This window comes from Nonomuraea sp. NPDC059023 (assembly GCF_042740095.1).
Lineage (GTDB): Bacteria > Actinomycetota > Actinomycetes > Streptosporangiales > Streptosporangiaceae > Nonomuraea.
Map to the genome: position 1 here is coordinate 211,121 of NZ_JBHYIO010000020.1, position 14,012 is coordinate 225,132.

Sequence of the window (14,012 nt, forward strand, 5' to 3'; positions counted from 1 at the left end):
AAGGGCGGGCAACGTGCTGGAGGCGCTCGGCCTCACCGACGAGGAGGAGGCGGTCTACCGCCACCTGGTCGCCCGGCCGTCCGCCTCAGCGGGGGAGATCGGCGCCGCGCTCACCCTCCCCGGCCCGCGCGCGGACGAGCTGGCGCGCAGCCTCGCCGCCCGCGGCCTGGTCAGCACCCTGCCCGGCGAGCGGTTCTGCGCCGTGCCGCCCGCGGTCGCGCTCGGCTCGCTGCTCACCGTCCGCCGCGACGAACTGCGCACGGCGGAGCTCGCCCTCATCGCCCTGGCGGAGGAGCATCGCTCGGCCGCCGCCGGTCGCGCCATCGGCGACCTGATCGAGGTCGTGTCCGGGGTCGACGCGCTGCGCCAGCGCTTCGCCCAGGTACAGCACGCCGCCAAGGAGCAGGTACGCAGCTTCTCCACCGCGCCGTTCGTCGCGGTGCCGATCGGCGAGAACGCCGCCGAGGAGCAGGGCGTCAAACGCGGCGTGAGCTACCGCGTGGTGGTCGAGCGCGACCTGCTCACCGCGCCCGGCGCCGCGCAGGAGGCGGTCACCTCGTTACGCCAGGGCGTGCGGGTACGCGTCGCCGACCGGCTGCCGATCAAGCTGATCATGGCCGACTCGGCGCTCGCCCTCGTCCCCCTCAGCACCTCGGCCGGCGACCGGCCCGGCGCGGTGCTCCTGCACGGCAGCGGCCTGCTGGCCGCCGTCGAGGCGCTGTTCGAGGCGGTGTGGGAGCGCGCCTACCCGCTGCGCATGGACGCCTCGGCGGCCGTGGCGGAGCCGGACATCACCGAGCTGGATGCCAAGATCCTCAGCCTGCTGCTGGCCGGGCTGACCGACGAGGCCGTCGCCGGTCAGCTCGGTCTGTCCCTGCGCACGCTGCAGCGGCGGATCAGGCAGCTCATGGACCTGGCGGGCGTGCGTACCCGCGTCCAGCTCGGCTGGCAGGCAGCGCAGCGCGGCTGGGCCTAGGGCTTCTAGCCTCCCCAGGCCTCGAACTCGTAGATCCGGGCCGCCGGGTCGCCGTTCTGGGTGGGTGTGGTGACATTCAGGCGTACGTGGCGGGCGGTGAGCGCCACCGGGTGGTCGGAGACGGCGGCGGTGTTGGCCGCGACCGTGACCGCGGTGGTCCAGGCGTCCGAGGCGGAGGCGCGGACCTGGATGGCATAGGCCCGTGTGTTCCAGGAGGCGGACTCGCCGCCCGCCTGCGCGTGCCTGACGGTGAACCTGGTCAGGGCCTTGGCCGCGCCGAGGTCCACCTCCATCCACTTGGCCGAGGTCAGGGCGCACCACTTGTCGGTGTTCCCGCCGCCCACGCTGCCGTTGACCGCCTTGGCCGGGCCCTCGTTCGCGTTGCACTGGCCCGAGGCGGTGGCCGGGCGGTTCAGCGCCAGGTTCGTCTCGCCGGTGCCGGACCAGGAGACCGTGGTGCTGGCGGGGGCCGAGCGGCCGTACTCGGCGCTGACCGCCTCCACGTCGAGCGTGGTGCTCGCCTCGGATCCGGCGCGGTCGAGCTGCGGCACGAAGTAGGCCTCGCCCGGGGTGGCGCCCAGGTAGGTGCGGGTGCCGTCGGGGTTGCGGCGGTAGAGGTCGTAGTGGTGGGGGTGGCCCGAGCCGGTCCAGCTCAGGCGGAGCGACTTGCGGGCGGGGGAGACGTCGGTGGCGCCGAGCACGGTGAGCCCGGACGGTGCGCCGGGCACGTCGACCGCGCCGTCGTAGACGGCGAGCTGGCCGACCCTGACGTCGTAGGCGCCCGCCGTACCTTCGGCGCGCAGGCCCACCTGGGCGATGGTACGGCCCGCGTGGGCGGACAGGTCGAGCGTCCTGCGTTCCCAGCCGGTGCCGCCGGTCGAGCCGAGATCCAGCGGCACGAACGTGGACGGGGTGTCGGTGAAGGCCACGGCCGCCTTCAGCCGGGTCGGCCCCGCGGCGGGCGTCTTCACCACGACCGACAGCTTGGTGCCGGCCGCCACCGGCAGGCGCGTCTGGTACAGGCGCAGCGTGTTGGCGGCGTCGAGGGTGCCGGTCAGGCGGAGCGAGGAGCCGCCCTCGTAGGCGTCGCCGTAATCGATGGACGGGGTGAGCCTGGTGCCGGAGGAGGTGATGACCCAGCGGTAGGTGGGCGGCACGTCCTGGACGGACAGGTTGTTCCAGCCCCCGGTACGCACCCGGACCCCGCCGACGTTGTAGAAGTCGCCGTGACCGGTGTTGAACCCGGTGACGAACGGCTTGCCGGTGACCGGGCTCGACTCGGCAACGTAGTGGGCCAGGCCCTTCCAGGCCGAGGTGGTGCTCGTGTTCGACGGGTCGGCGTTGGCGCCCACCCAGTAGCGGGAGTCGCGGGTGCGGAAGTCGGCGGGGCCGCTCGCGGACTTCCACGTCCACTCGGGGCGGTAGATGCCCAGCGAGGTCACGTGCGGCTGGCCGCCGGGGAAGACCGCGTTCCAGTTGACGCCCGAGTTGTAGCCGTTGGCCTCGGTGTCGATGCCGCTGTACAGGTCGAACTCGCTGCGCCCCATCTGGCGGGCCAGGTCGCGGGAGGAGGTCAGGCCCGACCAGCCGAAGTCGATGAACATGTTGTCCGAGGCCTGGAAGAAGCTGTCGTTGGCGCTGGTCAGCGCGTCCTGCCAGGAGATGGCGCCCGACTCGGTCATGGCGTCGTACCACATGACCTGCATGCCCTTGGCGCGTAGATAGGAGATCACGTTGCGCAGCTCGGTGGCCAGCGCGGCGTCGCCTCCGGCGGTCTCCTGGTTGATGAACCAGCCGTCGAAGCCGTAGTGCTGCGCCACCTGGGCGAGCTTGTCGGCGACGGGGTAGGTGGAGCCCTGCTTCTGGACGAAGTCCCGTACCCACTGGATCTGGCCGCCGTAGGCGGTGGGCGGGAAGAAGACGGTCCCGTAGACCCTGACGCCGTTGCGGTGGGCGGCGTCGATCACGGGGCCGTTGGGGGCGAGGATCAGGCCCTCACTGGCCGAGCCGCCCCAGAGGACCAGCGTGTCGATGTACTGCCAGTAGGTGAAGGCGTAGTAGTTCGGGTCGGGCCCGCCCTGGGAGGGGTTGCCGGAGGTGGGGGCGAAGGCGGCCAGCGAGGCGACGCGGCCCTCACCGGCGCGGGCGTTGGCGTTGGCCTTCAGCGCCGGGTCCGAGACGCGGGGCCGCAGCGGGACGCTCGACCGGTTGAACCGGGCGTCGGGATCGCTCGCCGGGTTCCAGGACAGGATGGTGCCGGGATGCCAGTACGAGGCGTACGGCTGGTCGCCGGGGGCGGCGGCCCGTGCGGGGAGGGCGACGAGGGCGGTCGCGACCAGGACCCCGCACAGCAGGGGTAACAGACGACGGGTCATGAAGATCTCCTCGATGCTAAATCGCTTTAGCTGTCTGCGGTGGAGACGCTACTTCATCCTCTGTTGCTGTACTAGACCGCTTTAGCGAGCTGTTCGCTGGGAGCGAGCACGAGCCGTCGCCGCGGACCGAGCACTAGGGTTCAGATGTGACAAATGGCGCATACCTGAGATATCCGCATCTGCACGGTGACCTGGTCACCTTCGTCGCCGACGACGATGTCTGGCTCGCTCCGCTGAGCGGCGGCCGCGCGTGGCGGTTCACCGCCGACCGCATCCCGGTCAGCTTCCCCCGCTTCTCGCCCGACGGCACCCGGCTCGCCTGGACCGGCGCCCGCGAAGGCGCGCCCGAAGCCTTCGCCGCCGAGATCGACGGCGCGGCGGGCGACCGGCTGACGTTCTGGGGCAACGGCACGACCGGCGTACGCGGCTGGACCGCCGACGGGAACGTGCTGGCCGTGACCGCGGCGGGCGAAGGCGGGCGGAGCCGGACCTGGGCCTACTCCGTGCCGCTCGACGGCGGTCCCGCCACGCGGCTGCCGTACGGGTGGGTCAGCGAGGCGGCCGTCGACGGTGAGCGGGTCGCGGTGGTCTCCGCGGTGTGGCGCGAGCCGTCGCAGTGGAAGCGCTACCGCGGCGGGACCGCGGGCAAGATCTGGGTGGACGCCGACGGCGACGGCGAGTTCGAGCGGCTGTTCGCCGACCGGCTCTCGCCGTACTCGTCGGTCATGTGGGTGGGGGAGCGGCTGGCGTTCCTCAACGACGAGGACGGGACCGCCAACCTCTACTCCGCCCTGGCCGACGGTTCCGACCTGCGGCGGCACACCACGCACGACGGCTTCTACGCCCGGCACGCGGCCACCGACGGGCAGCGCGTGGTCTACAGCCATGCGGGGGACCTCTGGCTGATGGAGGGTCTGGACGCGGAGCCGTACAAGCTGGACATCACGCTCGGCGGGCCGCGCCCGGCGCGCGCCAAGCGCCCGGCGCCCAGCCGCGTCGGCGGCTTCTCGCCCGACGCGACCGGACGCGCCAGCGCGATCGAGATCCGCGGCACCGCGCACTGGGTGACCCACCGCGACGGTCCCGCCGGCGCGCTACGCGCCGAAGCAGGCGTGCGGGTACGGCTGCCGCGCACCCTCGACGCCGACGGCCGCGCCATCTGGGTCTCCGACGCCACCGGCGAGGACGCGCTGGAGACCGGCGTGCCCGGCGGCGAGATCCGCACCCTGGCCGCCGGAGAGCTCGGACGGGTACTCGAACTGGTCGCCGCGCCCGACGGCAAGCACGCCGCCGTCGCCACCCACGACGGCCGCCTGCTCGCCGTCGACCTCGACAACGGCACCCTGCGCGAACTCGACAGGACCGCCCACGGCGACATCGGCGACCTGGCCTTCTCGCCCGACTCCGCCTGGCTCGCCTGGGTCCACCCGCACCCGGAGCCGCTGTCGCAGATCAAGGTCGGGCGGATCGACGGGACCGCCACGCTGGAGGTGACGCAGCCGCGCTTCTCCGACTACTCGCCGGTCTTCACCAAGGACGGCAAGCACCTGGCGTTCCTGTCCATGCGGACCTTCGATCCGGTCTACGACTCGCACGTCTTCGACCTGTCCTTTCCCAATGCGTGCCGGCCGTACATCGTGCCGCTGCAGGCCACCACGCCCAGCCCCTTCGACCCGAGCCTCCAGGGGCGCGGGTTCAACGGCGAGGACGACGACAAGGGCTCCAAGGACGCCAAGGACAAGAAGAACGGCGACACGCCGCCGCGTACCGAGGTCGACGCCGAAGGGCTTGGCGCCCGCGTCGTGCCCGTCCCGGTGCCCGCCGGCCGCTACGGCAACCTGCGCACCGCCAAGGACGCCCTGCTGTGGCTGCGCCACCCGCTGACCGGCCAGCTCGGCGACGGCACCGACGTCACCCCCGAGGTGGTGCTGGAGCGCTACGACCTCAAGAAGCGCGCCAAGGCCGAGCTCGGCAAGGAGTACCGCGCGTTCGAGGTCAGCGCCGACGGAAGCCGCCTGGTCACCAACGGCAAGAACGGCCTGCAGACCCGCGCCGCCGGCGAGGGCGACGAGGTCGTCACCATCGACCTCGACCGCGTCGGCGTCACCGTCGACCCCGTCGCGGAATGGCGCCAGAGCTACCGGGAGGCCGGCCGCCTCATGCGCGACCACTTCTGGCGCGCGGACATGAACGGCGTCGACTGGCAGGGCATGCTCGACCGCTACGCCCCGCTCGTCGAGCGCATCGGCTCCTACTCCGAGCTGATCGACCTGCTCTGGGAGGTACAGGGCGAACTCGGCACCTCCCACGCCTACGCCCGCCCCAACGGCACCGGCGTCGACCCCCGCCGCCGCCAGGGCCTGCTCGGCGCCGACCTGGCCCGCGACGAGGACGGCACCTGGCGCGTCACGCGCATCCTGCCCGGCGAGAGCTCCGACCACGACGCGCGCTCGCCGCTGCTCGCGCCCGGCGTCGCCGTCCGCGAGGGCGACGCGATCCTCGCCGTCGGCGGCCGTCCCGTCGACCCCGTGCGCGGCCCGCTCGCCGCCCTCGCCGGCACCGCGGGCCAGCCCACCGAGCTCACGGTACGGCCGGCCTCGGGCGGCGACCCGCGCCGCGTCGTCGTCACCCCGATCACCGACGAGACCCAGCTCCGCTACCACGAGTGGGTCGAGAGCCGGCGGGCCCGCGTCCGCGAGCTGTCCGGCGGCCGGCTCGGCTACCTGCACGTTCCCGACATGGTCGCCGCGGGGTGGGCGCAGTTCCACCGCGACCTGCGTACCGAGATGGACCACGACGGCCTCGTCGTCGACGTGCGGGAGAACGGCGGCGGGCACACCTCCGAGCTCGTGCTGGAGAAGCTGTCCCGGCGGGTGTCCGGCTGGGAGCGCGCCCGAGGCTACGAACCCCACCGCTACCCCCGGGACTCCCCGCGCGGCCCGATCGTCGCCGTCGCCGACGAGTTCGCCGGCTCCGACGGGGACATCGTCAGCGCCGGCATCAAGATCCGCGGCATCGGCCCGCTGGTCGGAACCCGGACGTGGGGCGGCGTCATCGGGATCGACTCCCGGTACTCGCTGGTCGACGGCACCGTGGTCACGCAGCCCCGGTACTCGTTCTGGCTGGAGGGACACGGCTGGGGGGTCGAGAACTACGGCGTCGACCCCGATGTGGAGGTGGTCATGACGCCGCAGGACCGGGTGGCGGGGCGGGACCCGCAGCTGGAGAAGGCGGTGGAGCTGGCCTTGGCCGCGCTGGAGGAACACCCTGCGGCGACGCCGCCCGACCTTCCGCCTCTCGCCTGACCGTTTCTCAGGCGAGGACCGGCACTATACGGTCCAGGATCTGGGCCACGGTGTCCTCGGTGGTGGCGAAGTTGAGGCGCACGTAGTCGTCACCACCGGGGCCGAAAGCGGCCCCGTCGTTCAGCAGGACCCTGGCCTCGCGCTCCAGGACGTCGGCGACGCCCGGACGGCCGACGTTCAGCCAGGCCAGGTACGTGGCCTCGGGCACCCGGTAGGCGACCGTGTCCGGGAGGCGGGCGGCGAGGGTGTGGCGGTTGCGGTCCAGGAGGGCGAGCGTGTCCGCCAGCCACGTGTCGCCGTGCCGCCAGGCCGCCACCGTGGCCTCGACGCCGAACAGGTGGGCGGAGCCGTACAGGAAGGGGGGCTGCTCCTCTAGCGCCTTGCGGACCTCGGGCATGCCGACGTGGGCGATCGAGCAGCGGATGCCGCCCAGGTTGAACGCCTTGGTGGCCGAGGTCAGGGTGACGGTGCGTTCCGGGAGGATGGTGGCGAAGGGGATGTGCCGGTGGGGGGCGTACACGAGGTCGGCGTGGATCTCGTCGGAGATCACCAGCAGGTCGTGGCGGATCGCGTGCTCGGCCAGGAGTTCCAGCTCGGCGCGGGTGAAGACGCGTCCGGTGGGATTGTGCGGGTTGACCAGCAGCAGTACCCGGCAGCCGCGCAGGTCCGGCACCTCGAACCGCCACGACTCGCCGTCGGGTTCGAGCTGGATCGGGCGCATCGGACGGTCCATTCCGGCAAGCGTGCCCAGGAACGGATGGTAGGCCGGTGTATGCAGCGCCACCCCGTCGCCGGGGCGGGTCCAGACCTGCAGGAACACCTGGAGAGCCTGGTTGAGGTCACTATAGGTCCTGCAGTGCCCGAGGTCGGGAGCCCACCCGAACTTGGCGGCCATGCGCTCGGCGAACGCCTCGGACATGGGACCGGCCTGGTGGTTGTCCAGCCAGGTCGGATAGCCGAGATCACTCTCCGCCCGCGCCTTGAGCGCCTCGACGACGGCCGGTGCGGTGGGCAGATCCATGTCCGCCACCCAGGCCGGAATCACACCCGGCGCGACCTTGCTCCACTTCAACCCATCACGTTTCACCCGAGCATTGTATTTTTCCCGACATTTCACGACAGAGCCCACAACCCCGACCCAGCACCCACCGCGTGGGGCGCGGCCCACGGAAAGCCTCCGGCCATGGATCACCTATGCGGCGCAGACCACGGCCCGCTCACCCGACCCGCACCCACCACCTGGGGCGCGGCCCACGGAAGCCTCCGGCCATGGACTACCTATGCGGCGCAGACCACCACCCGCTCATCCGAACCGCACTTGGGCGCGGCTCACGGAAAGCTCCGGCCATGGACCACCTATGCGGCGCAGACCCCTCAAGCGTGGCGGGGCGGCGCGTACCCAAGAGAGGGGCCCTTGCTCCCACGGCATCGGCGCGCGTCAAGGAGGAGTCGCACGCGTCAGAGGGAAACCGTGACGGGAGAGGGGAACCGTGAGGGGAGAGGGCCCGGCGTGGTGCCGGGCCCTGAGGGTCAGAGGCGGCGGAGGACGGCTACCACCTTGCCCAGGACGCTGGCCTCGTCGCCTGGGATGGGGTCGTAGTTGGGGTTGTGGGGGACCAGCCAGACGTGGCCGTCCTTGCGCTTGAAGGTCTTCACCGTGGCCTCGCCGTCGATCATGGCGGCCACGATGTCCCCGCTCTCGGCCACCGGCTGCTGGCGGACCACAACCCAGTCGCCGTCGGCGATCGCGGCCTCGATCATCGAGTCACCGGAGACCTGGAGGAGGAAGAGCGTGCCCTCGCCGACGAGCTGCTTGGGGAGGGCGAAGACGTCTTCGACGCTCTCCTCGGCCAGGATCGGGCCACCGGCGGCGATGCGGCCGACCAGCGGGACGTACGCCGCGGTGGGGCGGCTGACCGCGGGCTCGTCGTCGTTGGCGTCGGGATCGACCCACAGGACCGGCTCGCCGGGCAGGCGGACCTCCAGCGCGCGCGGACGGTGGGGGTCGCGGCGCAGGTAACCCTTGCGCTGCAGGGCCGTCAGCTGGTGCGACACGCTGGACGTGCTCGTCAGCTGGACGGCCTCGCCGATCTCCCGCATGGACGGGGGATAACCGCGCTGCTGGACGGAATCGCGGATCACCTCGAGGATCTTGCGCTGCCGTGGGGTCAGGCCCAGGGAGTCACGCCGGCGCACCGCGAGGTCGCTGACCCCGTTTGCGTCATCCCGCTCGCTCATGCTCTCCTCCTCGCCCGGTGGGCGGCCTCTGCGGCGCGCCTGCCGGTCTGTGGTCTTCATGTCGCACACAGCGACGATATCGCCGTCGAAGATCATCCTCAAACAATTGTTCGAGTCTTCCTCGAAAATGTCGCCAGCGTGGTGTACAACATCGTACGGGAGTTCGATCGACACCGTGTTCGATTTGCCGATCTTTATTGGGCCTTTTGCTAAGGCCACAGGGGCGGGAGGCCAATCGTGCGAGCGACCACAACCACATCATCGACCAGCGACGACGTCCAGGGGCTCACGCTGATCGCCGACATCGTCCTGGCCGACGCCCGGCGCGCCGCCGAGAGCGCCGGGCACCACCGTTCGAAAAATCGGGGCACCGGGCGTTCGAACAACGGCGTCCTGGGGGACTCCGTAGAGCGGGCCGCGGCGCGCACGGCCGGGCAGGGCTCGCGTCCCGGCCGCGTGCGCCGCGGCCGTCCGGGTGGCCCGACCCTGTGGCTCGTCCCACCGCCACGCACGGAGCCCACGGGCACGGACCCCGGCACGCGACCCGACAGTCCCGCACGGGGCGACGGACCTGCGCGGCCTGACAGCCCCGCGCGGGGTGACGGGCTCGCGCGGCCTGACAGTCCCGCGCGGGGTGACGCGCTCGCACGGGGCGGACGGTCCGCGCCGCCTGATGGGGCCGCGTCGCGTGACCCGTCCGTGCATGGCGACGGGTCTGCGGACGGTCGCGGGAGTTCGGGTGAACGGCCACGCCGTCGCCAGGAGCGTGCCCGGGGCCGTTCGAGGAACGGCGGGCGGTCGCGGGGCCGTCAGGAGCGTGCGCGGAGCAGGGTCGCCGGGGCCGCGGGGGCTCTCGGGGACACCCGAACGCACGACACCCAGCCGATCCCGCGCAAAGGCGGGCCCAGCGGGCGAGGGACCGGTGGGAGTGGCGTCGCCGGGCGCGGAAGTGCCGGGCGTGAAAGTGCCGGGCGTGGTGGTTCCGGGCGTGGTGGTGGGGTGCGGGTCAATCGGCCCAAGCCTCCCGTACGGCTGACGCGGCGCGGCAGGGCGGCGCTGGTGGTGGTCGTGGCCGCGCTCTCCCTGGCCGGCCTGTGGCTGGGCACCCGGGCGGTGAGCCTGGCATCGGCGGGCCAGGCCCTCCCCAGCCACGCGGGCCTGCCGTGGGTCGTGGTCGAGGACGGCGACACCCTGTGGACCATCGCCGCAACCGTCTCCCCCGAGGCCGAGGCCGACGCCGTGGCCCGGGACATCATGCGGCAGAACGGGCTGAAGAGCTCCCTGATCCGTCCCGGCACCCGCCTGTACATCCCCGCGGGCCGCTGAGGACGCATCGCCGTACACCTGAAGGCGGAAGCGCGCGCCCGGCAACGGGCGCGCGCTTTCCGCGCTCACCCGGCAAGCCTCACGGACATACAGGCGCCACACCCCTCACACCGGCCTCGGAAACCTCCGGAACCCCGGCGCACAAGGGCTTCCCGCACTCCAGGCAAGATCATCAAGGCCCCAGCGGGCAAGCCCGCCAGCACCCCACCGACCTGCGGAAACAGGTCCGGGAACACCCGGCTCGCCCCGCTTGTTGACGCCGACACGCCCGGCCGGAGCGCCCACCACCCCGCTGATCAGCGACTTCGATGGGAAGGGCCGCGCCAACTTGCGTTCATGGTCGCGCGCTTCTAACTTAGGACCACAACATCTAGTAGTTACACCGATGTAGTTCACCACAACTTGTGTTTCCGTGACCGCTCCATGGCTCGCCGTGGGGTGTGCGCGAGCGTACGGGGACAACCGCTTTACGCGGCCGTTCGAGGAGGCGAAGCAGCGTGCACTGTCCGTTCTGCCGCCACCCCGACACGAGGGTCATCGACAGCCGCTCCACGGACGACGGCGCGGCCATCCGGCGACGCCGGACGTGTCCGGAGTGCGGGCGCAGGTTCACCACCCAGGAGACGGTCCTGCTGATGGTGAGCAAGCGTAGCGGGGTGACCGAGCCCTTCTCGCGGGACAAGGTCGTCGCGGGCGTACGGCGGGCCTGTCAGGGCAGGCCGGTGACGGAGGACTCTCTGGCCCAGCTGGGGCAGAGGGTCGAGGAGGTCATCCGGGCCAGGGGCGCGGCGGAAATCCCCTCCAACGAGGTGGGGCTGGCGATCCTGGGCCCGTTGCGGGAGCTGGACGAGGTGGCGTACCTGCGGTTCGCATCGGTATATCGCGGTTTCGAGAGCCTGGCGGACTTCGAGGCCGAGATCGAACAGTTGAAGACGGAGAGGGAGTCGAGCCGCACCGGCGAGACGAGCTCGGCCGTCAAGGGCCTGAAGGGGGAGTCATGACGGAGACGGCAAGCGGTTCAGTGGCGCGCGGGGGCAAGAGGCCCCGCAAGGGTCTGAAGATGAAGCGGATCTTCACCAAGCCGGGCGTGCATCCCTACGACGAGATCACCTGGGAGCGCCGTGACGTCGTCATGACCAACTGGCGCGACGGGTCGATCAACTTTGAGCAGCGGGGTGTCGAGTTCCCCGAGTTCTGGTCGGTCAACGCGGCCAACATCGTGACCACCAAGTACTTCCGGGGCGCCGTGGGCACCCCGCAGCGTGAGTGGAGCCTGAAGCAGCTGGTCGACCGCGTGGTCGGCATGTACACCAAGACCGCGGTCGAGCACGGCTACTTCGCCACCGACGAGGACGCCGAGATCTTCGACCACGAGCTCAAGTACGCGCTCTCGCACCAGGTCTTCGCCTTCAACTCGCCGGTCTGGTTCAACGTGGGCACGCAGTCCCCGCAGCAGGTCAGTGCGTGTTTCATCCTTGCCGTGGACGACCAGATGGAGTCGATCCTGGAGTGGTACAAGGAAGAGGGCGTGATCTTCAAGGGCGGTTCCGGCTCGGGCATCAACCTGTCCCGCATCCGCTCCTCCAAGGAACTTCTCTCCAGCGGCGGTACGGCCAGCGGCCCCGTCAGCTTCATGCGCGGCGCCGACGCCTCGGCCGGGACCATCAAGTCGGGCGGCGCCACGCGGCGCGCGGCGAAGATGGTCGTGCTCGACGTCGACCACCCCGACATCGAGGAGTTCATCGAGACCAAGGCCCGCGAAGAGGACAAGATCCGCGCCCTCCGCGACGCCGGTTACGACATGGACCTGGGCGGCAAGGACATCGTGTCCGTGCAGTACCAGAACGCCAACAACTCCGTGCGCGTCTCCGACGAGTTCATGCACGCGGTGGAGAAGGGCGAGAAGTTCGGCCTGCGCGCCCGCCTGACCGGCGAGGTCATCGAGGAGGTCGACGCCCAGGACCTGTTCCGCAAGATGGCCAAGGCGGCGTGGGAGTGCGCCGACCCGGGCATCCAGTACGACGGCACGATCAACGACTGGCACACCAGCCCGGAGACCGGCCGCATCACCGCGTCCAACCCGTGCAGCGAGTACGTCCACCTGGACAACTCCTCCTGCAACCTGGCCAGCATCAACCTGCTGAAGTTCCTGAAGGACGACAACTCCTTCGACATCGCGAACTTCGTGAAGCTCACCGAGCTGATCATCACGGCGATGGACGTCTCGATCACCTTCGCGGACTTCCCGACGGAGAAGATCGGCGAGACCACCCGCGCCTACCGCCAGCTCGGCATCGGCTACGCCAACCTGGGCGCGCTGCTCATGGCCACCGGCCACGCCTACGACTCCGACGGCGGCCGCGCGGTGGCCGGAACCATCACGAGCCTGATGACCGGTGTCTCCTACCGCCGCAGCGCGGAACTGGCCGGGGCCGTCGGCGCGTACGAGGGTTATGCCCGCAACGCCGAGCCGCACAAGCGCGTCATGCGCAAGCACGCCGCCGCCAACGACAACCTGCGCACGGTCGGCATCATGGACTCCAAGATCCACACCGAGGCGTCGAAGCAGTGGTCGGAGTGCCTCAAGCTCGGCGAGAAGAACGGCTACCGCAACGCCCAGGCGTCGCTGCTGGCCCCGACCGGCACCATCGGCCTGATGATGGACTGCGACACCACCGGCATCGAGCCGGACCTGGCGCTGGTCAAGTTCAAGAAGCTCGTCGGCGGCGGCTCGATGCAGATCGTCAACCAGACGATCCCGCGCGCGCTCAAGCAGCTGCGCTACCAGCAGGAGCAGATCGAGGCGATCGTCGAGTACATCGCCGAGCACGGCCACGTCGTCGACGCGCCCGGCCTCAAGCAGGAGCACTACGAGGTGTTCGACTGCGCGATGGGCGAGCGCGCGATCGCGCCGATGGGCCACGTGCGGATGATGGCCGCCACGCAGCCGTTCCTGTCGGGCGCCATCTCCAAGACGGTCAACCTGCCCGAGTCGGCCACGATCGACGACATCGAGCAGGTCTACCTGGAGGGCTGGAAGCTCGGCCTGAAGGCGCTGGCCGTCTACCGCGACAACTGCAAGGTCGGCCAGCCGCTGTCGGCCGGGGGCAAGAAGGAGGAGGCCAAGACCACCGAGGCCGCCGCCGGCGAGCCCGAGGTCAAGGTCATCGAGGTCAACCGGCCGACCCGCCGCCGCATGCCCAACCAGCGCCCCAGCACGACGACCCGCTTCACGGTCGGCGGCGCCAAGGGCTACATGACCGCCTCGTCCTACCCGGACGACGGTCTGGGCGAGGTCTTCCTCAAGATGTCCAAGCAGGGCTCGACGCTGGCGGGCGTCATGGACGCCTTCTCCGTGGCGATCTCGATCGGGCTGCAGTACGGCGTGCCGCTCGAGACGTACATGAGCAAGTTCGTCAACATGCGCTTCGAGCCCGCCGGAATGACGGACGACCCGGACATCCGGATGGCCACGTCGGTGATGGACTACATCTTCCGCCGCCTGGCCCTGGACCACCTGCCGTACGACGAGCGGGCCGCCCTGGGCATCTTCTCGGCCGCCGAGCGGGCCGCGCAGCAGCGCGGTGAGGACCCGGCGCCGCTGCACGAGTCGGTGGACCGGGAGATCCTGGCCCAGTCGGCGCCGATAGAGGCCGCCAAGCCGGAGCCGGCCGCCGAGCCCGCGCCGGGCCGCGAGCTGACGCTGGAGAGCCACCAGCGCTTCACGGCGGACGCGCCGCTCTGCATGACCTGCGGCACCAAGATGCGCCCCGCGGGCAGTTGCTACGTCTG

The 14,012-nt window shown here is 71.1% G+C and carries 8 protein-coding genes; 5 read left to right on the top strand and 3 right to left on the bottom strand.

The genetic code is table 11. The features are described 5' to 3' along the window. Positions 1-13: 13 nt before the first annotated feature. Positions 14-976 carry a helix-turn-helix domain-containing protein gene (locus ACFWYW_RS31675; protein ID WP_379609433.1) on the top strand — a complete coding sequence of 321 codons (963 nt, stop codon included), beginning with the start codon at positions 14-16 and terminating at the stop codon, positions 974-976. Positions 977-981: 5 nt separating this feature from the next. On the opposite strand, the gene ACFWYW_RS31680 is transcribed toward ACFWYW_RS31675, so the two are convergent. After that, positions 982-3,351, bottom strand: a complete 2,370-nt coding sequence (locus ACFWYW_RS31680; protein ID WP_379609434.1) for a discoidin domain-containing protein — start codon at positions 3,349-3,351, stop codon at positions 982-984. Positions 3,352-3,497: 146 nt separating this feature from the next. Here ACFWYW_RS31680 and ACFWYW_RS31685 point away from each other — a divergent pair, with 146 nt between their 5' ends. After that, the gene (locus ACFWYW_RS31685; RefSeq protein WP_379609435.1) at positions 3,498-6,656 is read left to right on the top strand and encodes a PDZ domain-containing protein; all 3,159 of its coding nucleotides are present in this window, start codon (positions 3,498-3,500) and stop codon (positions 6,654-6,656) included. Positions 6,657-6,663: 7 nt separating this feature from the next. Here ACFWYW_RS31685 and ACFWYW_RS31690 read toward each other — a convergent pair whose 3' ends face one another. After that, complete coding sequence (locus ACFWYW_RS31690; RefSeq protein WP_379609436.1) at positions 6,664-7,743, bottom strand: MalY/PatB family protein; 1,080 nt, start codon at positions 7,741-7,743, stop codon at positions 6,664-6,666. Between the two features lie 443 nt (positions 7,744-8,186). Continuing rightward, positions 8,187-8,954: a transcriptional repressor LexA gene (gene lexA / locus ACFWYW_RS31695; RefSeq protein WP_379634651.1), complete on the bottom strand. Its 768-nt coding sequence runs from the start codon at positions 8,952-8,954 to the stop codon at positions 8,187-8,189. Between the two features lie 939 nt (positions 8,955-9,893). Here lexA and ACFWYW_RS31700 point away from each other — a divergent pair. The 3 genes from ACFWYW_RS31700 to ACFWYW_RS31710 all read left to right on the top strand — a co-directional run. Beyond that, complete coding sequence (locus ACFWYW_RS31700) at positions 9,894-10,220, top strand: LysM peptidoglycan-binding domain-containing protein (protein WP_379609437.1); 327 nt, start codon at positions 9,894-9,896, stop codon at positions 10,218-10,220. Between the two features lie 497 nt (positions 10,221-10,717). After that, positions 10,718-11,221 (top strand): transcriptional regulator NrdR, encoded by a 504-nt coding sequence (gene nrdR, locus ACFWYW_RS31705; protein WP_379609439.1) that lies wholly within the window; start codon positions 10,718-10,720, stop codon positions 11,219-11,221. Further along, a partial coding sequence (locus ACFWYW_RS31710; protein WP_379641128.1) for a vitamin B12-dependent ribonucleotide reductase occupies positions 11,218-14,012 on the top strand: 2,795 nt, incomplete at its 3' end. The genes nrdR and ACFWYW_RS31710, both read left to right, overlap by 4 nt.